At 61.3% G+C, this 23,555-nt stretch carries 17 protein-coding genes; 10 read left to right on the forward strand and 7 right to left on the reverse strand.

Annotation, left to right across the window (positions count from 1 at the left end; genetic code table 11):
* Positions 1-40: 40 nt before the first annotated feature.
* The 4 genes from bcsA to F3H58_RS08180 are packed head-to-tail and all read left to right on the forward strand — an operon-like array spanning position 41 to position 8,119.
* Entirely contained in the window at positions 41-2,230 is a 2,190-nt protein-coding gene (gene bcsA / locus F3H58_RS08165; RefSeq protein ID WP_065655596.1) for a UDP-forming cellulose synthase catalytic subunit, read from the forward strand.
* Positions 2,227-4,743, forward strand: a complete 2,517-nt coding sequence (locus F3H58_RS08170) for a cellulose biosynthesis cyclic di-GMP-binding regulatory protein BcsB (RefSeq protein ID WP_149741840.1) — start codon at positions 2,227-2,229, stop codon at positions 4,741-4,743. The genes bcsA and F3H58_RS08170 overlap by 4 nt, the downstream gene beginning before the upstream one ends.
* Positions 4,740-5,795, forward strand: coding sequence for a family 8 glycosyl hydrolase (locus F3H58_RS08175; protein ID WP_149741841.1), 1,056 nt, complete (start codon positions 4,740-4,742; stop codon positions 5,793-5,795). Before F3H58_RS08170 ends, F3H58_RS08175 begins: the two co-directional genes overlap by 4 nt.
* The gene (locus tag F3H58_RS08180; RefSeq protein ID WP_188128827.1) at positions 5,786-8,119 is read left to right on the forward strand and encodes a tetratricopeptide repeat protein; all 2,334 of its coding nucleotides are present in this window, start codon (positions 5,786-5,788) and stop codon (positions 8,117-8,119) included. The genes F3H58_RS08175 and F3H58_RS08180 overlap by 10 nt, the downstream gene beginning before the upstream one ends.
* Before the next feature lie 37 nt (positions 8,120-8,156).
* Here the strand turns inward: F3H58_RS08180 and F3H58_RS08185 are convergent, their stop codons facing one another.
* Together F3H58_RS08185 and F3H58_RS08190 are read right to left on the reverse strand one after the other, a co-directional pair.
* The gene (locus F3H58_RS08185) at positions 8,157-9,311 is read right to left on the reverse strand and encodes an amidohydrolase (protein WP_149741842.1); all 1,155 of its coding nucleotides are present in this window, start codon (positions 9,309-9,311) and stop codon (positions 8,157-8,159) included.
* Between the two features lie 60 nt (positions 9,312-9,371).
* The gene (locus F3H58_RS08190; protein ID WP_149741843.1) at positions 9,372-11,018 is read right to left on the reverse strand and encodes a GNAT family N-acetyltransferase; all 1,647 of its coding nucleotides are present in this window, start codon (positions 11,016-11,018) and stop codon (positions 9,372-9,374) included.
* A 234-nt stretch (positions 11,019-11,252) separates the two neighbouring features.
* On the opposite strand from F3H58_RS08190, the gene F3H58_RS08195 reads away from it, so the two are divergent.
* Together F3H58_RS08195 and F3H58_RS08200 are read left to right on the forward strand one after the other, a co-directional pair.
* Positions 11,253-11,987 (forward strand): SDR family NAD(P)-dependent oxidoreductase, encoded by a 735-nt coding sequence (locus tag F3H58_RS08195; protein ID WP_065655602.1) that lies wholly within the window; start codon positions 11,253-11,255, stop codon positions 11,985-11,987.
* Between the two features lie 36 nt (positions 11,988-12,023).
* Positions 12,024-13,376, forward strand: coding sequence for an aspartate aminotransferase family protein (locus tag F3H58_RS08200; protein WP_149741844.1), 1,353 nt, complete (start codon positions 12,024-12,026; stop codon positions 13,374-13,376).
* Between the two features lie 39 nt (positions 13,377-13,415).
* Here the strand turns inward: F3H58_RS08200 and F3H58_RS08205 are convergent, their stop codons facing one another.
* A complete protein-coding gene (locus F3H58_RS08205) occupies positions 13,416-13,853 on the reverse strand; it encodes an EamA family transporter (protein ID WP_065655604.1) in 438 nt (145 codons plus the stop codon).
* Between the two features lie 183 nt (positions 13,854-14,036).
* Positions 14,037-15,383: a dicarboxylate/amino acid:cation symporter gene (locus F3H58_RS08210; RefSeq protein ID WP_149741845.1), complete on the reverse strand. Its 1,347-nt coding sequence runs from the start codon at positions 15,381-15,383 to the stop codon at positions 14,037-14,039.
* Positions 15,384-15,619: 236 nt separating this feature from the next.
* Between F3H58_RS08210 and F3H58_RS08215 the strand changes: the two genes are divergently transcribed.
* Both F3H58_RS08215 and F3H58_RS08220 read left to right on the forward strand, forming a co-directional pair.
* A complete protein-coding gene (locus tag F3H58_RS08215; protein WP_149741846.1) occupies positions 15,620-17,461 on the forward strand; it encodes a sensor histidine kinase in 1,842 nt (613 codons plus the stop codon).
* Position 17,462: 1 nt separating this feature from the next.
* The gene (locus F3H58_RS08220) at positions 17,463-18,827 is read left to right on the forward strand and encodes a sigma-54-dependent transcriptional regulator (RefSeq protein WP_149741847.1); all 1,365 of its coding nucleotides are present in this window, start codon (positions 17,463-17,465) and stop codon (positions 18,825-18,827) included.
* A gap of 223 nt (positions 18,828-19,050) precedes the next feature.
* On the opposite strand, the gene F3H58_RS08225 is transcribed toward F3H58_RS08220, so the two are convergent.
* A complete protein-coding gene (locus F3H58_RS08225) occupies positions 19,051-19,527 on the reverse strand; it encodes a BA14K family protein (RefSeq protein ID WP_149741848.1) in 477 nt (158 codons plus the stop codon).
* A gap of 179 nt (positions 19,528-19,706) precedes the next feature.
* Here F3H58_RS08225 and F3H58_RS08230 point away from each other — a divergent pair, with 179 nt between their 5' ends.
* Complete coding sequence (locus F3H58_RS08230) at positions 19,707-20,417, forward strand: GntR family transcriptional regulator (RefSeq protein WP_003519916.1); 711 nt, start codon at positions 19,707-19,709, stop codon at positions 20,415-20,417.
* A gap of 47 nt (positions 20,418-20,464) precedes the next feature.
* Here the strand turns inward: F3H58_RS08230 and F3H58_RS08235 are convergent, their stop codons facing one another.
* Positions 20,465-21,721, reverse strand: a complete 1,257-nt coding sequence (locus tag F3H58_RS08235; RefSeq protein WP_149741849.1) for a D-amino acid dehydrogenase — start codon at positions 21,719-21,721, stop codon at positions 20,465-20,467.
* Between the two features lie 7 nt (positions 21,722-21,728).
* Positions 21,729-22,895 (reverse strand): alanine racemase, encoded by a 1,167-nt coding sequence (gene alr / locus F3H58_RS08240; RefSeq protein WP_149741850.1) that lies wholly within the window; start codon positions 22,893-22,895, stop codon positions 21,729-21,731.
* Between the two features lie 127 nt (positions 22,896-23,022).
* On the opposite strand from alr, the gene F3H58_RS08245 reads away from it, so the two are divergent.
* Positions 23,023-23,481 carry an Lrp/AsnC family transcriptional regulator gene (locus F3H58_RS08245; RefSeq protein ID WP_003500727.1) on the forward strand — a complete coding sequence of 153 codons (459 nt, stop codon included), beginning with the start codon at positions 23,023-23,025 and terminating at the stop codon, positions 23,479-23,481.
* The last annotated feature ends 74 nt before the right edge of the window (positions 23,482-23,555 follow it).

Genomic DNA, 23,555 nt, shown 5'->3' on the forward strand with positions numbered 1-23,555 from the left:
ACCGAAATTCCGGGTGGGGAAGACAACGGAAAGTTTCTGGATGAGCAAGGCCATCACAATCATTGTCTGGTTACTTGTGTCGCTTTGCGTTCTGGCCATCGTCACGATGCCGGTCAGCCTGCAGACGCATCTGGTCGCCACGGCGATTTCGCTCATCCTGCTGGCGACGATCAAGAGCTTCAATGGGCAGGGGGCCTGGCGTCTGGTAGCACTCGGTTTCGGCACGGCCATCGTGCTGCGCTATGTCTACTGGCGCACCACCAGCACGTTGCCGCCCGTCAACCAGCTCGAGAACTTCATTCCCGGTTTTCTGCTCTATCTGGCGGAAATGTACAGCGTCGTGATGCTGGCGCTCAGCCTCGTCATCGTGTCGATGCCGCTGCCGTCGCGCAAGACGAGGCCCGGTTCACCCGATTACCGGCCGACGGTCGATGTCTTCGTGCCGAGCTATAACGAGGACGCTGAGCTTCTCGCCAATACGCTCGCAGCGGCCAAGAACATGGATTATCCGGCCGACCGGTTTACCGTCTGGCTGCTGGACGATGGCGGCTCGGTGCAGAAGCGCAACGCCAGCAATATCGTCGAGGCGCAGGCGGCGCAGCGCCGCCACGAGGAGTTGAAGAAGCTCTGCGAGGACCTCGACGTGCGCTATCTGACGCGCGAGCGCAACGTCCACGCCAAGGCCGGAAATCTCAATAACGGGCTTGCCCATTCGACCGGCGAACTCGTGACCGTGTTCGACGCCGACCACGCGCCCGCCCGCGACTTCCTTCTGGAAACGGTTGGTTATTTCGAAGAGGATCCGCGGCTTTTTCTGGTGCAGACACCGCATTTCTTCGTCAATCCCGATCCCATCGAGCGCAATCTGCGGACCTTCGAGACGATGCCGAGCGAAAACGAGATGTTTTACGGCATCATCCAGCGCGGCCTCGACAAGTGGAACGGCGCATTCTTCTGCGGTTCGGCCGCCGTGCTGCGGCGTGAGGCGCTGCAGGACACCGAAGGTTTCAGCGGCGTCAGCATCACGGAAGATTGCGAAACGGCGCTGGCGCTGCATTCGCGCGGCTGGAACAGCATCTATGTCGACAAGCCGCTGATTGCCGGGTTGCAGCCGGCCACCTTCGCAAGCTTCATCGGCCAGCGCAGCCGCTGGGCGCAGGGCATGATGCAGATCCTGATCTTCCGCCAGCCCCTTTTCCGGCGCGGTCTCTCGTTTACGCAGCGTCTCTGCTACATGTCGTCGACGCTGTTCTGGCTGTTTCCATTCCCGCGCACCATCTTCCTGTTCGCACCACTGTTCTACCTGTTCTTCGACCTTCAGATTTTCGTGGCCTCGGGCGGCGAGTTTTTGGCCTATACGGCTGCCTATATGCTCGTGAACCTGATGATGCAGAACTATCTCTATGGCAGCTTCCGCTGGCCGTGGATTTCGGAACTCTACGAATATGTGCAGACGGTTCACCTCCTGCCTGCCGTCGTTTCGGTGATTTTCAATCCCGGCAAGCCCACCTTCAAGGTGACGGCGAAGGATGAATCCATTGCCGAGGCACGGCTTTCGGAAATCAGCCGGCCGTTCTTCGTCATTTTCGCGCTGCTGCTGGTGGCCATGGCCTTTGCCGCCTGGCGCATCTACAGCGAGCCTTACAAGGCGGATGTCACGCTCGTGGTCGGCGGCTGGAACCTGCTCAATCTCATCTTTGCAGGCTGCGCGCTCGGTGTCGTTTCCGAGCGTGGCGACAAGTCGGCGTCGCGGCGCATCACGGTCAAACGGCGTTGCGAAGTCAAGCTTGAGGGTAGCGACGCCTGGGTGCCGGCTTCCATCGATAACGTCTCGGTGCATGGCCTGCTGATCAATCTCTTCGACAGCGCGACAACCATCGAAAAAGGCGCGACGGCCATCGTGAAGGTCAAGCCGCATAGCGAGGGCGTGCCGGAAACCATGCCTGTCAACGTGGTGCGAACGGTGAAGGGCGAGGGTTTCGTCTCGATCGGCTGTACCTTCTCGCCGCAACGCGCCGTCGATCACCGCCTGATCGCGGACCTGATCTTCGCCAATTCGGAACAGTGGAGCGAATTCCAGCGGGTGCGCCGCAAGAACCCCGGCCTTATCCGTGGTACGGCCATCTTCCTGGCCATATCGCTCTTCCAGACGCAGCGCGGCCTTTATTATCTGGTCCGAACGCTTCGGCCTGCTCCCAGAGACGCCAAACCTGTCGGAGCGGTAAAATGACCGGCCGTAAACCCATCCGGGATACTCTGGCAATGTTGGTATGGGGGGCCGTCGCCACGGGCGCTATGGCGCAGTCCTCCCCCTTCGACATGTCGCCGGAACGGCCCGCCCAGACGGCTCCGACACCCGTGCCGCCGTCCGCCGTTGCGCCTGCCGCGCCGCGTCAGCAGCCACCTGCCCAGATGCCGGCCCAAATGCCGGTCCAGGCGCCGCTTCAGCCATCCGCCCCGCCGCCATTTGCGGTTCAGCCCGCGCCGCCGCAGGCGCAACAGCGCCCAGCCGTTCCTTTGCCGCCGCCGGTTGCGGCTCCATCGCCTCAGCAAAGTGCAAGACCTGTTCCCGCACGGACCTCGCCGCTTAGCGCCGACAGCCGCCGCCGATACATTCTACCTTATGAGAAGCTCAGCCTTTCCGGTGAGATGGACCGGCGGCAATGGAGCATCTATCTGACGCCGGAGCAGGTGAATGCCGCCGTTTCGCTCAATATCGGGTATCAAAACGCCATCGTGGTTGCGCCGGAAAGCTCGAATTTTCAGGTCAGCCTGAACAATGTCGCGCTGGATCCGGCGCGTATCGAAGCGCCCGACAGCGAGGGCAATGTCTCCTTGAAGATACCGCCAGGCGTCTTGCAGGTCGGCTCAAATGTCGTGAGACTGGGCGTGCAGCAGCGCCACAGAACCGATTGCACGATCCAGTCCACCTACGATCTGTGGACCGATATAGACCCTGCCAATACCTATATCGGCTTTAATGCGGATGTCGCCGGAAGCTTTGCCAATATCGACGATATTCAGGCAACCGGTCCGGATGGCAAGGCGATGACGTCTATAGAGATTGTCGCACCGGCGCTCGGCAATCCCGCATTTGCGGATTCTCTCCTGCGTCTTTCACAGGCGCTGGCGCTCAGAACCCAGATGCCGAACCAGACGATCCGTTTCGTGGCCGCTCCTTCCGCTGAACGCAAGGCGGGCACGCTTACGGTCTTCGTCGGAACGGCCCGCGAGATTGCCGGAATTGCCGGAACGCTGCCACCCGAGGCTTCCGCGGGCGCTTTCGCCGGCTTTGGCGCCGCGGCGCCGGGCGGTCTTTCGCCGCTTTTCGTCAGCGGCCCCACCCTGCAGGCGGTGCAGGCGGCAATTGAGACGCTGTTTTCGTCGATATCGCGCACACCCGGTGCGCAGAGAACGACTTTTTCGACCCGAAGCTGGCATGCGCCGGATGTGCCGCTCGTCATGTCGGATCGCCGTATCGCGCTTTCCGAACTTGGTTTCGAAAGCACCGAATTTGGCGGCCGGCGTTTCCGCAACGAATTTTACGTCGGCATGCCCGCCGACTTCTACGCCTCGGCCTATGGCGAGGCGTCGTTTTTGCTCGATGCCGCCTATTCGTCGCAGGTACTGCCAGGCAGCCATGTCGATATCTACGTCAACGACCAGATCGCCTCGACCGTACCGATTTCCAACAATGGCGGCGGCATTTTCCGGCATCTGCCGATCAATGTGACGATGCGTCATTTCAAGCCCGGGCCGAACAAGGTCACCATCGAGGCAGTGTTGATGACGGCGCAGGATCAGGCCTGCGCGCCGGGCGCCCCTGCCAGCACGACGCCGCGTTTTGCATTGTTCGACACGTCGGAACTTCATATTCCGGACTATGCGCAGATCGGCCGCAAGCCGGATCTTGCCGCGATGGCCGGGGCCGGACAGCCCTATCGGACCGGCGGAGCGCCTGTTGCCCTGTCGCTCGACCGTTTCGACACCGATACCATGTCCGCGGCAGCCACGCTGATCAGCCGGCTGGCAAGCGTGGCGGGGCATCCCATCGACATCGAGACTGTCGCCTCGCCGCTGGTGATCGGCGATCGCGACGCGCTGTTCGTGGGCACGATTTCGCAATTCCCGCAGGCATTGATCGGCCAGTTCAATCTTGTTCCCTCCAGCCAGATATCCTGGAAAATGGGAACCGGCGTTCAGCCGCCCGCCCAGAGCAGCGAAACCCTTTTCAACGACTGGCGCGAGCGGGTGGATGGCGGCGTATGGGAGGGGCAGGTGTCTTCTCTCGAGGAATGGATGAAGCGGAATTTCGACCTGAGTTCGGATACGCTACGCTTCCTGCCGGCAGCCGAACAGCTCTATGCGCCGCCAAGCAATGTTTCCTTCATGCTGGCCCAGGGACTGAGCCCCTCCGGCGAAGGGGTGTGGACGCTTGCCACTGCGCCAACGTCCGCGGAACTTCTTGACGGGATGGCGGCGATGACGCGGGAAAACCGCTGGCGCGGTGTCACTGGACGTGTTGCCGCTTACGATGCCGCTGCCGAAAAACTTGAAACGGTGGAGGTGGAACGGCCGTATTTTTACGTCACGCGGGCGTTTTCCTTTTCCAACTGGAGGCTGGTCGCCGCCAACTGGCTGTCGTCCAACGTTCTTTCCTATTCGCTGGCGTTCATAGGCTTCGTATCTCTCCTCGGCCTCGCCACTTTCACGATGCTGCGCATGATGGGACGGCATCGATGAAGAACGGAATCTCGAAACTGGCCGGCATTTTCTTCCTGTCCATGATGACGGTGATTGCAGGTATTTCCGTCAGCCGCGCCGCTTCGGTTTCGCCGGAGGCGTGGTCTGCCTATAAAGGCGCGTTTCTCGATCCCGGCGGCCGCGTCATCGATACCGGCAACGGCAATATCAGCCATAGCGAAGGCCAGGGCTACGGCATGTGGCTTGCCGTGCTTGCCGACAACCTGTCCGACTTCGAGCTGATCTGGAGTTTCACGCGCACTGAGCTTTTGGTACGTGACGACGGGCTTTCCGCCTGGAAATGGGATCCGCGCACCAGACCGCATGTAACCGATATCAACAACGCTACGGATGGCGATATCCTGATCGCCTATGCGCTGGCGCTGGCGGCCGGGCAATGGAACCGGCAGGATTATGCCGAAGCATCCGCGGCCATCGCATCCGCTATTCTCAAGAAGACGGTGGTGCAACGCGGCGGGCGAACGCTGCTTCTGCCGGCGGCCAGCGGTTTCGACGAGGATGACCGGGAGGACGGGCCAGTGGTCAATCCTTCCTATCTGATTTTCGAGGCGTTTCCGGTGCTCAATCTTGTTGCGCCATCGCCGCTTTGGAAAGCGCTTGCCGATGACGGTGTGGCGCAGATCGGCACATTCGCTTTCAGCGACAGAAAACTGCCGGCCGACTGGGTATCGGTGAAGACGAAGCCGCAGCCGGCATCGGGTTTCCCGCCGGAATTCGGCTATAATGCGGTGCGCATACCGCTTTACCTCGCAAGGGCGAATATGGGTTCGCCGGAGCTGCTCGCCCGGCTGAAAGGCGGCATGACGCTGGAAAGCGGCGCTGCCGGAACCTTCGATCTGAAGAGCGGAGCGGTCAAGGATGTCCTGTCCGATCCCGGCTATCGCATCATTCCGGCGCTTGCGGCCTGTGTCGGCGGCGGGCCGGAGGTTTCCGCCGAACTCAAAAACTTCCAGCCATCACTTTATTATCCTTCCACATTGCATCTTCTGGCATTGTCGTTTCTGGCAAGGAATAACGGGGAATGCCGATGAACAAGCCACTGTCCACCTCGGCTCTCATTCTGCTTCTGATAGCGCTCGCCGCCTTCCACTGGCGCGACAGCATTCTGGGGCGGGTGTCGGACGTGCATACCTCGGCGGTCGGCGACAACCGGGCGGTACAGCGTGTTTTGCCGACGGCAGCCAATCCGGCGCAGATCAACGCTTTCGTCAAGAACCGTGAAATGGCGCAGGTAACGCAGCCCGCGACACCGCCGGTCACGGTGCCCGCGACCGACCCCTTGCCGGTGACACAGGCTGGCGGGCAGGCGCTGCAAACGCAGACGGCGCAGGCGCCGGAGCCTCGTGCCACCCAGCCTGCATCGGCCGATATGCCCGAGGTCGATCTGAGTGCGTTGCGCTATTTCGCGGCGAGGGGCGATACGCAGCGTCTTCAGGCCGAAATCGCGCGCCTGCGCGCGCTTTATCCCAACTGGACGCCGCCTGCCGATCCTCTCGCTATTCCGGAAAACGGTGATCCACGGCTTGACGCCATGTGGCAGCTTTATACCGACGGCCGTTATGCCGAAGTGAGGAAGGCGATTGCCGACCGTCAGCAGGCGGAGCCCGGCTGGCAGCCACCCGACAATCTGACGGGCATGCTTTCCCTTGCCGAAGCGCGCCAGCGGCTCGTCAATGCTTCCGATCTCAAGCAATATACCACAGTGGTGGATACAGCCGCCAATAATCCCGGCCTGCTGACATGCGGCGAGGTCGATGTGCTGTGGCGGGTTGCCGATGCTTTCGCCAATACCGACCGGATGGGACGGGCGCGAGACGCCTATCTCTACATCCTCAACAATTGCACGGTCGCCAGCGACAGGCTCGCCACCGTGCAGAAGGCATCCGCGCTGTTGCCGGCGGAAATGATGGACGAACTGCTGGCCAAGGAAAAACCGGGCGCCGACGGTCAGCTGGAATTCGAACCGGTCAAGAACGATCTTTCCCGCCAGTTTGTGGCCAAGGCAGGGGAGAAGGAGGGCATTGCCGTTCCTTCGGCCTATGTGATGCGGCTTCAGCGGCTTGCCGAGACCGACAAGCTTGCAAGCGACGCCCTGCTGCTCGGCTGGTACAATATCCGGCAGAAGAACATGGCGGAGGCGGAAAAATGGTTCCGCAAGGCGCGGGAAGAAGAAGACAGCGCATCGGCCTCGCAGGGGCTGGCGCTGGCGCTGATCGACCGTAACGAGCCGCGTGAGGCCGAGGACGTCATGTATAAATGGCGCAAGGCATCCGACGATGCGCTTGCGACTTATCTCGCCGCAACGGCCAATCTTCTGGCGCTGGAGCCGCCGGTCGTTCTGCCGCCGGAGGTGCTGCAACGTATCGCCGCCGAAACGGTGGCGCGCAAGGATGCAGCGACGGCGCAGCAATTCGGCTGGTATTCGCTTGCCTTCCGGCAGACGCCGCTTGCTTTGCAATGGTTCAGCACGGCCCTTGGCTGGAAACCCGATGATGAGCCATCTGCCTATGGCATGGCCGTCAGCTATCACGATCTCCGCAATCTCGCCGGCCTGCGTGGCATCCAGCAGCAATGGGGAGGCCGTTCGCAACGTATCGCCGATGTCGGAACGGCGCGCATAGTGGACCAGCCCGGGCAGGCGGTTGCTCCCATAACCGCGCCGCCGGTTGTCGCACAGGTAACGGCGCCGCCCGTGCAGACCAGTGCACCGCAGGGTGAGACGGCGGTGGTGTATAACCCGCCTGTCGTCCAGCAGCCTGAGCCTTCGCGCAAGCAGGCGCGCCGCCCCGTGCAGGTGCAAAGGGAAGCCGGTGCTGCATCGCGCCCGCGTTCCTGCGCGGCCTATCCCGATCCGCAACGTCTGCCGCCACAGCAGGCGCTCGATCTCGGCTGGTGCCTGATGGAGACGAACCGGCCGGCGGAGGCTCTCAAAGCTTTCGAATCCGCGATTGAAAGCGGTCAGTCCAATGTCAAAAGCGATGCAGCCTACGGCCAGAGCCTTGCCTATCTGCGCATGGGGCTGACCGACCATGCCGCCGTGTCGGCGACGAAATCGCGTATGGATCGCTCGCGCGCGACGGAACTGCAGGTCTCGATCCTGGCTGACCGCGCGGTTTCCGCGTTCGGGTCGAAGCGATATGCCGAAACGCTTCTCCTGCTCGACCAGCGGGCGCGGCTGGCGGATGAGCGGACGGACCTGATGGTGCTGCGCGGTTATTCCTATCTCGCCATGCGCCGTTATGGTGAGGCCGCCCAGATTTTCGAAAGCCTGACCGCTATCGGAAACAAGGATGGCATCCGGGGACTGGCTGCGGTGCGCGCCGCCCGGCCGAGCAACGGTCCGCAAGGCGGCTGACGGGCGGTTGATCTCGGCTGGATGAAGCCGACTGCTGCTATTCCGCGTCGGTCAGGTTGCGGATGATGCGCATGAAGATGCGCGCGCCAGTGCCGATCAGCGCATCCGGGAAGTCGTAATCCGGATTGTGCAGATTGGGATAGTCCCGGCCTGCGCCGAGAAAGAACATCGCCGATGACGAAACGGCGCGAAAGCGGCCGAAATCCTCGGAAGCCCGCATGGGCAGCCCCTCCGAACCGTGGGAGATTTTCTCCTCGTCCAGCGCACGCCGGATATGCCCGACCGCGTCAGGTGCATTTTCGCAATGCAGGAAAATATCGTCATAGGTGACGTCGAGTGTCAGCTTCTGTTCGTCCGCCGCCTTTTTAGCCAGCGTTTCCGCAGCCTCGCAGAGTTTTTCCATCCGGTCGTCGGTCAGTGTCCGCAGTGTCGCCCAGATTTCAGCATCGGCCGGGGAAATGCCGAAGGCGGCTTCGCCCATCACGGCATGGGTGATCGTTACCATCGAAAAATCGGGCTCTGGCGGGAAACCGGAGCCCAGTTCGGCCAAGGCCGGCATCAGCCGTGATATTGCCCGCATCGGGGAAATGCCATGTTCTGGTGAAGACGCATGCGCCGTCTTGCCGGAAAGGTGGATTTTGACCCCGCGCGACGCGCAGTTGACCGGGCCCTCCACGACGCTGACATGGCCGAAAGGCAGGCCGGGCAGGTTATGGAGCGAAAAGGAATAATCCGGCTTTATCTGCTCAAAACGCGGGTCGGCGAGGACGGCGGCGGCGCCCGCGCCGGTTTCTTCCGCCGGCTGGTACAGAAGGATGACGCGGCCTGTCGCGGGCCGCTGCCGGGAAAGGCCAAGCGCCAGCGCCGTCAGAATGGTGGAGTGGCCGTCATGGCCGCAAAGATGGCCTTTGCCATCAGTGCCGGAGCGGTATTCGGCATCACTCTTTTCGTGAATGGGCAGAGCATCGAGTTCCGAACGGATCAGGATCGCCGGGCCGCTTTTGCCGCTGTCATAGACCGCAGCCACGCCATGGCCGCCGAGATCGGCGAAAAGCCGGTCGGGCTGCGCCTGCTCGAGGAAAGCGCGGATGCGCCGCGCCGTTTCCTTCTCCTCGCCGGAAATTTCCGGATGACGGTGCAGATCATGGCGAAGCTCAATGAGATCGAGCATGTCCTTGTTGGTCAGAAACATCAAAAATCCTTGCAAGTCGTCCGGCCGGTTTTTCCTGCCGCAACTTACAGGGCGTTGCCTTTAATGCAAAACCTTTGGCGGGTGCCAGCGTTTGCCCGCCGCTTTCGGCTTGATGGCGAGCGTGACGACATCGGCTGGCAGCGGAACCTTGGCTTTTGCCAGTTCCAGCCGGGCAAGGGCTGCACGGGCCTTTTCCGCATATTCCAGATGCGCTGCATCGTCGGAATGATAGTGCTGCAGCCTGTCGAGGATTTCCGCACCTTCCATCGTTCTTTCGGCGGCAATCAGCGCTACGGCGCATTTGTAAAGCGCTTCCCGGTGGAAGGGCGCGCGATTGGTCACCTGACGGAAGGCCTCGGATGCCTCGTGGTAATGCTGCTGCGCCAGCCGAGCCTCGCCGATACGCAGCCACAGGACGACGGGTTCCTGCCCGGCGGCCAGAAGGCTGAGAAAGGCGATTTCGGCCTCCCGGAATTCGCCCCGGTCGAACAACAGATTGGCGAGCCCAAATTGCGCGCCGAGATGGTCCGGTGCCGCAGTCAGCACCTGCGCGAAGGCAATATTGGCGGCCGCCTTCTGGCCGGTCTTATAGAGTTTGAGGGCCTGTTCGTAGACAAACCGGATGCTGCGCGGGTGCAGCGTGCCGCCGAGATTGTCGCCCGAGCGGGTGCGGAACAGCGTGCAGCTCAGCTTCTGCTCCTCCGGCCCGAAGAAATATTTGTAAGGCTCGTTGCCGCGCAGGAAATCATAGGTTTTGAAACCCTGCTCGATTGCCCTGCGAATGCAATGGCCATGCAGCACGAGGCCGGGGGAAGGGGTCTTCCAGTTCTCGTCGCGGCCGGTAATGTAGAACAGGACCGATTTCTTCTGGCGGTCGATGATATTGGCGAGCGCGCCGAGCGGCTGGTCGCCGAACCACAGCACCGGCACTTCCAGATCGCCACGGATATAGACATCCATCAGCATCTGCCGTGTCGCACCGATCAGGAGTTCCGTGCGTTCCTTGCCCTTGTGCGGCGCCCAGCGGATGCGCCAGAAATCGAACAGGATGTCCATATCCCGCTTGATTGTTTCCCTCGTTGCAAAGGTGATGCGATATTCGTCGCCGCCCTCCACTTTTCTCAGGAAACGCCTGAGCTTCTGCCGGGTCTGGCTGCTCATATGGCTGTCGAGATAGCCGTCGAACGTGTCCGGCAGCGTCACCACCGGACAGATGCAATTGTTGATGTTGTAGGGGTTGGTCGGCATGTTGTCGCGAAACATGACGAGCGGGCCCTGAAGTGCGCGGATCATCGCGTCGCGGCGTTCCGGAGGGCCGGAAAGATAATCGAGCTTCAGCTCTGTCCAGTTCTGCTGGCGTATATAGGCACAGAAACCGGCGACTGCGTGATTTTCATAGTCCGGCAGGGTGATGAAACCGGTGTAATCGGCCGCAGCATTGCCGGCCATGACGATGCTGTCGTGGAAGCGTCCGGTTTTTTTGTCCGGTTCGGTGACGATGCGCAGCGGGAAAAACGCCACATAGGGCGAGCCTTCCGCCCGTTCGCGCAGCGCAAGAATGAACCAGCGCCTGCGGCGCGGCATATAGTCCCTCAGCCACCCCCAGGAGAGGAAATGCCGGGCATGGGGATCGGCCATGAAAACCGCATCCCAGTTTTCGCGGATCGCCTCGAAGCCGGCGTCCGTGTCGATGATATCGATACGCATTCGTCCCCCTCCCAATACTGATCACACATTCGGGAGGCTTCATTTTATGGGTAAACGGTCGGCTTCAAATATTCCCTTCGGGTGAAAGCCTTGCATCAAATGGGATTAGCCCGTCGCCGATCCGCCATCGCTGCGCCACGACAAAAAAGACCTTGTCAGCCGGTGGCAGCGCTCTAACATGCGGGGCTGAATGCGCGGCCGGCTCAACGGTCCGCATGGCATAGGAGTTCTCATATGGCTGTTCCGTACATGCTTCTGACCGGCGCAAGCCGCGGAATAGGGCACGCCACCGTCAAGCTGTTTCAGGAAAAGGGCTGGAGAATTCTCACCGTATCGCGGCAACCCTTCTCCGAGGAATGCCGTTGGCCGTCAGCGCGGGAGAGCCATATTCAGGCCGATCTGGAGGACTTGTCCCGCATTGACGACCTGGCGGACGAGGTGCGTTCACGCCTGCCGGAGGGAAAGCTTGCCGCGCTTGTCAACAATGCCGGAATTTCGCCGAAGGGCGAGGGCGGCAGCCGTCTCGGTGTGATGGATACGACGGCGGAAATCTGGACGCGAGTGCTGAACGTCAATCTCGTTTCGACGGCGCTGCTCGCCCGCGCGCTTTTGCCGGAACTGGAAGCGGCAAAAGGCTCCATCGTCAACGTCACATCGATTGTCGGCTCACGGGTGCATCCTTTTGCCGGCGTGGCCTATGCCACCTCGAAGGCGGCGCTTGCGGCGCTGACGCGGGAGCTTGCGCATGAGTTCGGCCCGCGCGGCGTGCGCGCCAATGCGATTGCGCCGGGCGAGATCAACACCGCCATCCTCTCACCCGGAACGGCGGAACTGGTGGAAGCCCAGGTGCCGCTCGGGCGGCTCGGCACCACGGCCGAGGTGGCGCAGACCATCTATTTCCTGTGCTCGGAACAGTCGAGCTATATCAACGGCGCGGAAATTCACATCAATGGCGGACAGCACGTCTGACACGCCGAGCATCAACCGAAAATGGAGCCTTCATCGATGACCATCCTGCCGAATTCCGTCGAGGGACGCGATATCGCCTATCAGATGCATCCGAACGTCAATCTGCGCAAATTCGAAAAGACCGGCGGTCTGGTGATCGAGAGCGGCGAGGGCATCTATGTCACCGACAGCAGCGGCAAGCGCTATATCGAGGCGATGGCGGGTTTGTGGTCGGTGGCGCTCGGCTTCGGTGAACAGCGGCTGGTGGAAGCGGCGACGAAGCAGATGCAGAAGCTGCCCTATTACCACACCTTTTCCTACAAGACGCACGGTCCGTCGGTTGATCTCGCCGAGCTGCTGATCGAGCTTTCACCGGTGCCGATGTCCAAGGTGCATTTCACCTCCTCCGGCTCAGAGGCTAACGATCTTGTCGCCAAGATGGTCTGGTATCGCTCGAACGCGCTGGGCAGACGAGACAAGAAGAAGATCATCGGCCGCATCAAGGGGTATCATGGTGTGACGATTGCCTCGGCCTCAATCACCGGCCTGCCGCGTAACCATGAAAGCTTCGACCTGCCGCTGGACCGCATGTTGCATACGGCCTGCCCCTCCTATGTGCATTTCGGAAAGGAAGGGGAAAGCGAGGCGGATTTCACCGCGCGTATTCTGAAAGAGCTGGAGGATCTGATCCTGCGCGAAGGCCCGGAAACCATCGCCGCTTTCTGGGGCGAGCCGGTAATGGGCGCCGGCGGCGTTCTTTTGCCGCCGGAAGGGTATTGGGCAGGCGTACAGGCGATCCTGAAGAAATACGATATTCTGCTTGTGGTGGATGAGGTGATCTGCGGTTTCGGCCGAACCGGCAAGATGTTCGCCTGCGAGACCTATGGCATCAAGCCGGATGTACTTGTCGTCTCCAAGCAGATTTCGTCGTCCTATATGCCGCTTTCGGCGATCATCATGAATGACAATTTCTACCAGCCTATCGCCGATGAGTCCGACCGTATCGGCTCCTTTGGCCATGGTTACACCGCCTCCGGCCATCCCGTCGCAACGGCTGTGGGGCTGGAGAACCTGAAGATCATTCAGGAGCGCGATCTGGTCGGTAATGTCGCCCGGCTGGAGGGGAGGTTCCTCGATCATCTGAAGGCGCTCGCCGATCACACGCTCATTCATTCCTCGCGCGGTGTCGGCCTGATCGGCGCGCTGGAGGTGAAGCCATGGGAGGGCATGAAGCCCGGCGATACGACGCTGGCTCTTGCCGCGGCCATCGAAGAGGAGGGTGTCATCACGCGGCCTATCGGTGAATCCATCTGCTTCTGCCCGCCGCTCATCATTACGGCCGAACAGCTGGACGAGCTGTTTGCCGGTGTGAAGCGTGGTCTCGACAAGGTTGCGGCTGCCCGAGGCTGATAACTTTAGCGATTGTGCCGGCCGGTTTATCCGGCCGGCCTATCCCCGATAGGCCACAAGTACCGCGCCGCAGGCGATCAGCACCACGCCGAGCCAGTTGGGCAAAGACAGCCTTTCGCCCAGAAACAGCACCGCAAAGATGGCGACAAACACGACGCTCAGCTTGTCGATGGGCGCGACGCGGGCTGCGTCTCCGAGTTTCAGCGCCCGGAAATAACATATCCACGATGCGCCGGTGGCCAGTCCCGAAAGCACGAGGAACAGCCAGGTTTTACCCGAGATGGTGGAAGGCTGCTGCCAGTTGCCGGTGATGTAAACCATCAGGCCGGCGGCGGCGAGAATGACGACGGTGCGGATGAGAGTGGCGAAATCGGAATTGACGTTCTCGATGCCGACCTTCGCAAAGATGGCGGTGAGCGCCGCAAAGGCTGCCGATAGCAGCGCCCAGAATTGCCAGGCCAGAAACAGGTTCTTCATGCCGCCACTCCGCTTATCGCATTTGTTCCGCTTCGGCTCTACCGCATCTTCCGGCCGATAAAAACCCCGTTTAGTGGGCGCGAGCCTGAACAAAGAAAGCCCGGCGCATCCTGTCGATGCGCCGGGCTTTCCATATGTGCCTGCCCGGAGAAACCGGGACAGGCCGGACCTTGGGAGGTCTTATTATTCGGCGGGCTGTACCGAAGCCGGAAGCTGATCCACATCGGCGATGCCGGTGAACTCTTCCTGGCCGCTCAGCACGCGGGCAAGCTGATCCTGATCCAGTTCGCCTTCCCAGCGGGCGACGACGATGGTGGCAACTGCGTTGCCGACGAAGTTGGTGAGTGCACGGCATTCCGACATGAAACGATCGATGCCGAGGATCAGCGCCATGCCGGCGACGGGAACCGAAGGCACAACGGAGAGGGTTGCCGCGAGCGTGATGAAGCCCGCGCCGGTGATGCCGGCGGCACCCTTGGAGGAGAGCATGGCCACCAGCAGCAGCAGAATCTGTTCGCCGAAGGAGAGGTGGATACCGGTCGCCTGCGCGATGAAGAGGGCCGCCAGCGTCATGTAGATGTTGGTGCCATCAAGGTTGAAGGAATAACCGGTGGGGATGACGAGACCGACGACGGAGCGCTTGCACCCAGCCTTTTCCATCTTGCTCATCAGGCCCGGCAGGGCGGCTTCGGAAGAAGACGTGCCGAGAACCAGAAGCAGTTCTTCCTTGATATAGCGGATGAGCGCGACGATGGAGAAGCCGTTATAGCGGCATACCGCACCGAGAACCACGAACACGAACAGGAAGGACGTGACGTAGAAGGTGCCGATCAGCATCGCAAGGTTGGTGACGGAAGAGATGCCGTATTTGCCGATGGTGAAGGCCATGGCGCCGAAAGCGCCGATGGGGGCGGCCTTCATCAGGATCGCGACCAGCTTGAAGATCGGATACATCAGGGCGTGCATGAAATCGGTGACGGACTTGCCCTTTTCGCCGACGATGCCGAGCGCGATACCGAACAGAACCGAGAAGAACAGCACCTGCAGAATGTCACCGCTGGCGAAAGCGCCGACGATGGTGGTCGGGATGATGTTCATCAGGAAGCCGGTGATGGTCTGCTCATGGGCCTTGTCGGCGTAGGTCGCGACGGCCTTGGCATCCAGCGTGGCGGGATCGATATTCATGCCCGCGCCCGGCTGCACGGTGTTGGCGACGATGAGGCCAACGATGAGCGCGAGCGTGGAGAATACGAGGAAGTAGATCATGGCCTTACCGGCCACGCGACCCACCTTTTTCATGTCGTTCATGCCGGCGATGCCGGTTGCGACAGTGAGGAAGATGACGGGCGCGATGATCATCTTGACGAGGCGGATGAAGCCGTCGCCGAGCGGCTTCAGCTGTTCGCCGAAGGCCGGATAGAAATGGCCGAGCGCGATACCGGCGATGATGGCCACCAGAACCTGGAAATACAGGTGCTTGTAGAATGGCTGCTTGGCGTGGCCCGCGGCCACGGCTGTCGTATCGATCATGTTTTTTCCTCCTCGGCCTCACCCTGCCTTTATTGGCCTCCCGGGATCGCCGTGACGTTGACGGCTTCGCGCCGATTGCGGAGTCATGTGCAATACGCATGCCAGACTTGCTTATTTGGCGTAACTGGCTGATTTCAAAAGTAGTTTTTATTGGCGCTTCATCGGTCCACCTGCATTTGTGCGGAATTCCGGACAAAATATCTTGCGGTCTGTGTGTAAATCCGCACAATTGCCGCATGACTTATCAGGATCAGGCATCTCATTCCCATGCGAAGCGACGGGCGCAATGGCTGGCGCTGGCGGGCCTGTGGCTGCTCGTCAGTCTTGGCGTTCTGCTGGTGGCCGATGAGTTCGCCCGCAATCAGGCGATGCGCATGGCCGGTTCCGAGGCCGCCACGGATGCCGAACTGAAGATCGCGCTCCTGAATGTCGCGCTGGAGCGGCCGCGCGCCATTCCGCTTGTCCTCTCCGGAGATCCCGATCTTGCTGCTGCGCTGGATGGCGGCGGTGCTCCTGTCCTCGACCGGTTGAACCGCAAGCTGGAGGGGCTGATTGAAGGCACACAATCCTCGGTGATTTATGTGACCGGGCCGACCGGATTGACCATCGCGTCGAGCAACTGGCGGCAGGACGACAGCTTTGTCGGCTCCAATTACGCTTTCCGCGAATATTTCCAGGCTGCGATGAAGACCGGCATGTCCGAACATTATGCTCTCGGCAATGTCAGCCGTCGGCCGGGTCTTTATATCTCCCGCCGCATCGATGCCGCTGATGGGCGGCCGCTTGGCGTCGTCATTGCCAAGGTCGAGTTCAACCGGCTGGAGACAGACTGGAACATCGGCGGCAAGCCGGTCTATGTGGTCGACAGAAACGGCGTCGTGCTGATGACCAGCGTGCCGGAGTGGCGCTTCAAGACCGTTGCACCGATCGATGAGGCGCGACGGAAAATCATCTCCGAGAGCCTGCAATTCGGCAATGAGGCGCTTGCAACGCTGCCGTTTCATGCGGCGCGGCGTGCGAACGAGGGTGTTCCACTCATTCATGTCGATGAGCCGGGGAGGGAGCGCGGCGATTATCTGCGGCTGGAAGTGCCGGTGCCGACCACTTCATGGACGCTGCACTATCTCCAACCGGTCGCGCCGGCGCTGAATGCCGCCATCCGCGAGGGCAGGGTGGTGGCGCTGGCGACGCTGATGCCGTTGATGGCGCTTTCGGCCCTGTGGCTGTGGCGCAGGCACAAGGCGCTCAAGGAAAAGGAAGAGGAGCAGCGTGCCCGCGCCGAGCTGGAGATGAAGGTGCAGGAGCGGACCCGTGATTTGACCAAAACCCGCGATCATCTGCAGGCCGAAATCGCCCTGCATGAAAAGACCTCGGGCGAGTTGCGCAATGTGCAGCAAGAACTGGTGCAGGCCAACCGCCTTTCCATTCTGGGGCAGGTGGCGGCGGGCGTGGCGCACGAGATCAACCAGCCGGTCGCGACCATCCGCGCCTTTGCCGACAATGCCCGCACCCTGCTGAAGCGCGACCGCATGTCCGAGGCCACCGAAAATCTCGAAAACATCGCGGCGCTGACCGAGCGTATCGGCACCATTACCGGCGACCTGAAGATATTGGCGCGCAAGGGCCGCACCGCCGCCGAGCCTGTCAGTGTTCGACTGGTCATCGAAGGTGCGGTCATGCTGTTGCGCAGCCGTTTTTCCGGGCAGATGGATGCGCTGGATATCGTGCTGCCGGATCAGGACCTGAAAGTGCTCGGCAGCCGTATCCGGCTCGAGCAAATTCTCATCAACCTTCTGCAAAACGCGCTGGAAGCCACGGAAACGATTGAGACCGCGCGTGTCGAGGTCCGTGTGCGGGAGGAGGGCGACATGGTCGTGCTTTCCGTCAGCGACAATGGCACGGGCATTCCCGAAGCCATCCGCGCCCAGCTTTTTTCGCCCTTCAATACATCAAAGGAAAGCGGCCTCGGCCTCGGTCTCGTCATCTCCAACGATATTGCCTCGGACTATGGCGGGCGCATCGAGGTGGTAAGCAGCAAGGCGGGCACATGTTTTTCCGTATTTCTGAAGCGAGCATGACATGACGGCGGATGGAACCATATTCCTGGTGGACGACGACTCCCAGCTGCGCAAGGCGATGGTGCAGACGCTGGAACTCGATGGATTGCCGGTCACGTCGTTTTCACGCGCAGAACAGGCGCTTGCGGCCTTAAACGAGGATTTCGACGGCGTCGTCATCACCGATGTACGTATGCCCGGCATGACCGGGCTCGAATTTTTCGACCATGTTCGCAAGATCGATGCCGATCTGCCGGTCATTCTCATCACCGGCCATGGCGATGTGCCGATGGCGGTCGATGCGCTTCACAATGGCGCTTATGATTTCATCGCCAAGCCGTTTCCCGCTGAACGCATGGTGGAAAGCGCCCGCCGGGCGCTGGAAAAGCGCCGCCTCGTGCTGGAAAACCGGGCGCTTCGCCGGGCGGCGGGACAGGCTGAGGACGATTTACCGCTGATCGGCCAGACGCCCGCCATGGAGCGCCTGCGCACCACGCTGCGGCACATTGCCGATACGGATGTGGATGTGCTGGTGGCGGGCGAGACCGGCAGCGGCAAGGAAGTGGTGGCGACGGCCCTTCACCGCTGGAGCAAGAAACGCTCAAAGGGCAATTTCGTGGCGCTGAATTGCGGGGCGCTGCCGGAAACGGTAATCGAGAGCGAGCTCTTCGGCCATGAGCCGGGGGCTTTCACCGGCGCGCAGAAAAAGCGCGTCGGCCGCATCGAACATTCGAGCGGCGGCACCCTGTTTCTGGACGAAATCGAAAGCATGCCGCTTGCCGTACAGGTAAAGATGCTACGCGTTCTGGAAATGCGCGAGGTCTCGCCGCTGGGGTCGAATGAAGAGCGGCCGGTCGATATTCGTGTGGTCGCGGCGGCGAAGGTCGATCTTGGCGATCCGTCCGAGCGCGGCACGTTTCGTGAGGATCTCTATTACCGGCTGAATGTGGTGACGCTGTCCATTCCGCCGCTGCGCGAACGCAAGGCGGATATTCCGCTCTTGTTTTCCCACTTCGTCACCAAGGCGGCCAACCGTTTCAACATGGCGGTGCCGCAGATCAGCGCCGGCATTTCCCGCCGCCTCAATGACCATGACTGGCCGGGTAATGTGCGCGAACTCGGACATTTCGCCGAAAGGGCGGTTCTGGGGCTGGAGACGGAACCGGCGACGGCGCCTGCGTTGCAATCCACAATCCCCGCTTCCGGAACGCTGCCGGAGCGCATGGACGAGATCGAGGCGCGCATCATCCGCGAAACGCTGGAACAATCAAATGGCGATGTGGCGGAGACCATCGCCACGCTCGGCATCGCCCGCAAGACCTTTTACGACAAGCTGCAGCGCCATGGCATCAACCGGGCGGATTATGTGAGAAATGGCGCGGCGTGAAATGGTGTAGTGTTGGACCTATGGCGACCGCCTAGAATCTTGATCGTCATGCTCGGGCCTGTCCCGAACATCTGCAACCTTCTGATTTTATGAGGCGTGAATGGATCCTCGGCACAGGGCCGAGGACGACGCAGAGTTCGGGGTGGCTCTCACTGAAAAGCCGCAGACTTTTCCGTCTGCGGCCTGACAATAACAGCTACAAATGTGCTCAATGGCTGGCGGATCAACCTGCGACGCAGAAATGGCGCTGGCCATCATAATCCGTATAGGTGCCGGTGCGCGTGTTGAAGCTCCGGTAACGCTGCGAGCAATAATCGTACCAGGCGTTGGTCCAGGGCTCGATGGTGCGATAGGTGCGGCGCTGGTTGTAGACCGGGCGGCTGTCGTAAACCGGCTGGGCGCGATAGACGGGTGCGGGGCGGTAAACCGGCTGCGGTGCTGCGCGATAATAACGGTAATCCGGCTCTTCATAGACATAGCTCGGCTCGTCGACATAGACGCGCTCTTCGTAGGCCTGCGCCGGACGCGACATTGCGGAGCCGACGGCGACACCGGCGGCAAGGCCGAGCACGCCACCCAGAATGGCGGCATCGCGACGGTCGCGGCGGTCCCAGTCGCCAGCAGATGCGCTGCTCAAGGGAACGATGGTGGCGGCGGCGACGGCGACGGCCAGAACGGTTTTAGCTGCAAAGGACGACATGGTGTGTTCTTCCATACAGGTGGCAGGGCGCTGCCAGTTGCAAATTCGATGGTTAAGGAAATACAGCCCGGCTGCTGAACGGGCGCTGAATGAATTGTGGCAGACCGGCGGCGGCCCGCAATTCCTGTTTGCGCGCGACGCACTTCGCGCTAGAACTCAAGAACAAACAGGACGCACCGATGAGCCTTTCCCAGATAACCGTCAATTCCGACACCTCGCATGAAGACCGTGCCCAGGCCATTCGCGATACGCTGCGTGACGCCATTGTCGACCGGCGGCTGGCGCCGGGAACCAAACTGTCGGAATCGGAAGTGGGAACGCTGTTCGATGTCAGCCGTACGGTGGTGCGCGCCGCACTTCAGATGCTGGCCTATGAAGGGCTGGTGAAGGCCGAGCGCAACCGGGGCGCCTTCGTTTCCAATCCCACGCCGGATGAAGCGCGGCAGGTGTTCGCGTCGCGACGGTTGATCGAACCCGGCGTCGTGGATGCCGCAATCGAAAAAATCACGCCTGCGGCGGTGAAGCGGCTGCGTGAGCATCTGGTGCAGGAAAGCCGCCACCAGCATGAGCGCGGCCCGAGTGCCAGACGCGCGGAAATCAAGGCATCGGGCGATTTCCACCTGATGCTGGCCTCGCTTGCCGGCAACGCCATTCTGGAAAAATTCATGGACGAGCTGGTCGCCCGCTCGTCGCTGGTCATTGCGCTTTACGGGCGCTCGGGTGTTTCAAGCTGCGGCCACAATGATCACGCCGATCTCCTGGACGCGCTTGAGGCGAAGGATACGGCAAAGGCGCGTGCGCTGATGTTGCAGCATCTCGACCACATCGAAGCCGATCTCGATCTGCGCATGATGGAAGGTCTGGCGCTGAAGGATGCGCTGGCGCTCTGATTGATCGCCATCCCGTCGCGGGACGGGAATGGCGGGTTGATTGCGCGTCAGGCGGCGTAACGGCTGATCGCCAGATCGTGCGTGTCGATCTCCGGCTTGTTGCCGCTGATGAGATCGGCAAGCACCCGGGCGGAACCGCAGGACATGGTCCAGCCAAGCGTGCCGTGGCCGGTGTTGAGATAAAGATTGCTGTAGCGGGTGGCGCCGATGACGGGCGTACCGTCCGGCGTCATTGGGCGCAGGCCGCACCAGAATTTCGCCTGGCTCTGGTCGCCTGCGCCGCCGAACAGGTCTTCCACCGAGTGGGCCAGCGTTTCCTGCCGTGCTGCCGGCAAATCCTTGCTGAAGCCGGCGATCTCCGCCATGCCGCCGGCGCGGATGCGTGAGCCGAGGCGGGTAATCGCCACCTTGAACGTCTCGTCCATGACCGTGGAAACGGGCGCGCGCTCCTCTTTCACGATTGGAACCGTGATGGAGTAACCCTTGACCGGGTAAACCGGCAGGGTAAGGCCAAGCTGGCGCACGAACTGCGGCGAATAGCTGCCCAGTGCCGCCACGAAAATATCGGCCTCCACCAGCCCGCGGGTGGTCTCCACCGCCTTGACGCGCCCTGCCTCGACGATGGGGCGCATGATGCCGGTATCGTAAAGGAAGGTAACGCCCGCCTCTTCGGCCATGCGGGCAAGCTCTGTCGTGAACATGAAGCAATCGCCGGTCTCGTCGCCGGGCAGGCGCAGACCGCCGACGATCTTTTCCTTCGAAGGAGACAGACCGGGTTCGATGGCGGCGCAGCCGTCGCGGTCGAGAATCTCGAAAGGCACGCCGCCCGCCGTCAGCACGTCGACATCCTTGCCGATGGCGTCGAACTGCTTCTGGGTGCGGAACACCTCCAGCGTGCCCTGCATGCGCTGGTCATATTCAATGCCGGTCTCTTCGCGAAGCGCCATCAGGCAATCGCGGCTATATTCGGCAATGCGCACCATGCGGCTCTTGTTGATGGCGTAACGCGCTGAGGTGCAGTTGCGCAGCATCTGGCTCATCCAGCGCCATGCGGCCGGATCGGCCGTGGGGCGGATGATGAGAGGCGCGTGTTTCATGAACAGCCATTTCATCGCCTTCATCGGAATGCCGGGGGCAGCCCATGGCGAAGAATAGCCGGGGGATACTTCGCCGGCATTGGCGAAGCTGGTTTCGAGCGCTGCGGCCGGCTGGCGATCGATCACCGTCACCTTGTGTCCGGCTTTGGCCAGATACCAGGCAGATGTCACGCCGACGACGCCGGCTCCGAGGATAGTGACGTTCATGATCGTCTCACTTGTGATTGACTGATGTTGAAGCGGCTGCCGGGGTTTCTCCCGGCTGAATATAAAGGCGTCGATAGCGGCGTCCGAGGCCGGTCAGGATTTCATAGGCGATCGTGCCCGCATCCTCGGCGATGTCTTCCAGCGTCTGCTCAGGCCCGATCATCTGCACGAGACTGCCCTGGGTCAATGTTCCCTCGGGCAGGGCGGATATGTCGAGAATGATGCTGTCCATCGAAACGCGGCCCGCAATCGGCAGGCGCACGCCGTTATACCACGCTGCGCCGCGATTGCTGAGCGAACGCGGCAGGCCGTCAGCGTAACCGGCGGCGATGGTTGCCAGACGCGTGGGCCCGGCCGCTTCGAAGGAGCCGCCGTAACCGACCAGCGAACCGGCCGGAACGGTGCGGGTCTGGATGACGGCGAGATCGAGGCGAACGACCGGCTTCATCGGGTTGGGGCGTGCCACGGAGGGCGCGCCGCCATAAAGCGCGATGCCGGGGCGCAGCAGGTGGTTGTGGTAATCATTGCCCAGAAAGATGCCGCCGGAATTCGAAAAGCAGACGGGCGCTTCAGAAAAGGCAATGGCGGCTTTGCGCATCACCGCAAGCTGCGCGGCATTGGAGGCATGCTCCGGTTCGTCGGCGCAGGCGAGGTGGCTCATGACAAAGGCGATGTCGATACCATCCAGCAACTGCGGCCGGGAGGCTAGGATTTCAAGCTCTTCGGGAGAGAGGCCGAGACGGCACATGCCGGTATCGATCTGCACGGCGGCGGTGAGCGTCTTGCCAAGCTTCCTGGCGTGGGCCGACCATTGGGCGATCTGCTCCAGCGAATTCAGAACCGGGGTGACGGCCATGGCGGTGCAGGAGGTCTCGTTGCCGGGCTGAAGACCGTTGAGAACAAAAATCCGCGCTTCTGCCGAAAGCCGCAGCCGCAACGCCAGCGCTTCATCGATATGGGCGACGAAGAAATTGCGACAGCCCGCCTCCAACAGGACCTGCGAGACGATATCCGCGCCGAGACCGTATGCATCGGCCTTTACGACCGCTGCCGTCTGCGATGCGGGCGCCATGGCCGCAAGGGTCAGATAATTGTCGCGCAATGCGCCGAGATCGATGGTTAAATGGCCGCTTGCACCACCGGCGGCCTGCTGGCGGCTGATCTGCATGTCCATGGTCGTTCACCCTCATTTTTATCCCATGAGGGTATTGCAACGATTGTCGAATTTCTTGGCGATTGTTCGAACGAAATGCGATAGAGCTAGTAATCACGCAATTTTCTTTTGCTGATTGGAATCTTCTATGTCGTCACTCGATGCGACCGACCGCCACATTATCCGCCTGCTTCGGCTCAATGCCCGCATCAGCAATGCGAAACTGGCAGCCGAAGTCGGGCTTTCCGCATCTGCCTGCCTTCGTCGCGTCGATATTCTCGAGCGGGAAGGGATTATCCGCGGTTATACGGCGCTGACGAGCGGCCTTGCTGGCGGCGAGGTGATTTCGGTTATCGTCCAGATCACGCTCGACCGCCAGACGGAGGATTTTCTCAACCGTTTCGAAAATGCGGTGCGGCGCTATCCGGAAATCCGCGAATGTTATCTGATGACGGGCGGTTCGGATTATTTCCTGCGCTGCGAGGCGGAAAGTGCTGGGGATTTCGAGCGAATTCATAAGGAGATCCTGTCGAAGCTGCCGGGGGTTTCGCGCATTCACTCGAGTTTTGCGATCCGGAATGTGTTAGCGACGCCGAAGGCGCGGTAGCATCGGAGTTCGCGGCCACCCCCCTCTGTCCTGCCGGACATCTCCCCCTCAAGGGGGGAGATCGGATGGGGCCG

The sequence above is a fragment of the Rhizobium sp. NFACC06-2 genome (assembly GCF_900101425.1).
In the GTDB taxonomy this organism is placed as follows: Bacteria; Pseudomonadota; Alphaproteobacteria; order Rhizobiales; family Rhizobiaceae; genus Agrobacterium; species Agrobacterium leguminum.

Coding starts and splice junctions, on each gene's coding strand:
- F3H58_RS08230 (WP_003519916.1), top strand. CDS start 19,707: ATGAGCCTTTCCCAGATAACCGTCAATTCCGACACCTCGCATGAAGAC.
- F3H58_RS08200 (WP_149741844.1), top strand. CDS start 12,024: ATGACCATCCTGCCGAATTCCGTCGAGGGACGCGATATCGCCTATCAG.
- F3H58_RS08195 (WP_065655602.1), top strand. CDS start 11,253: ATGGCTGTTCCGTACATGCTTCTGACCGGCGCAAGCCGCGGAATAGGG.
- F3H58_RS08175 (WP_149741841.1), top strand. CDS start 4,740: ATGAAGAACGGAATCTCGAAACTGGCCGGCATTTTCTTCCTGTCCATG.
- F3H58_RS08235 (WP_149741849.1), bottom strand. CDS start 21,721: ATGAACGTCACTATCCTCGGAGCCGGCGTCGTCGGCGTGACATCTGCC.
- F3H58_RS08190 (WP_149741843.1), bottom strand. CDS start 11,018: ATGCGTATCGATATCATCGACACGGACGCCGGCTTCGAGGCGATCCGC.
- F3H58_RS08215 (WP_149741846.1), top strand. CDS start 15,620: ATGACTTATCAGGATCAGGCATCTCATTCCCATGCGAAGCGACGGGCG.
- F3H58_RS08185 (WP_149741842.1), bottom strand. CDS start 9,311: ATGTTTCTGACCAACAAGGACATGCTCGATCTCATTGAGCTTCGCCAT.
- F3H58_RS08245 (WP_003500727.1), top strand. CDS start 23,023: ATGTCGTCACTCGATGCGACCGACCGCCACATTATCCGCCTGCTTCGG.
- F3H58_RS08180 (WP_188128827.1), top strand. CDS start 5,786: ATGCCGATGAACAAGCCACTGTCCACCTCGGCTCTCATTCTGCTTCTG.
- alr (WP_149741850.1), bottom strand. CDS start 22,895: ATGGACATGCAGATCAGCCGCCAGCAGGCCGCCGGTGGTGCAAGCGGC.
- F3H58_RS08225 (WP_149741848.1), bottom strand. CDS start 19,527: ATGTCGTCCTTTGCAGCTAAAACCGTTCTGGCCGTCGCCGTCGCCGCC.
- F3H58_RS08205 (WP_065655604.1), bottom strand. CDS start 13,853: ATGAAGAACCTGTTTCTGGCCTGGCAATTCTGGGCGCTGCTATCGGCA.
- F3H58_RS08220 (WP_149741847.1), top strand. CDS start 17,463: ATGACGGCGGATGGAACCATATTCCTGGTGGACGACGACTCCCAGCTG.
- bcsA (WP_065655596.1), top strand. CDS start 41: ATGAGCAAGGCCATCACAATCATTGTCTGGTTACTTGTGTCGCTTTGC.
- F3H58_RS08170 (WP_149741840.1), top strand. CDS start 2,227: ATGACCGGCCGTAAACCCATCCGGGATACTCTGGCAATGTTGGTATGG.
- F3H58_RS08210 (WP_149741845.1), bottom strand. CDS start 15,383: ATGATCGATACGACAGCCGTGGCCGCGGGCCACGCCAAGCAGCCATTC.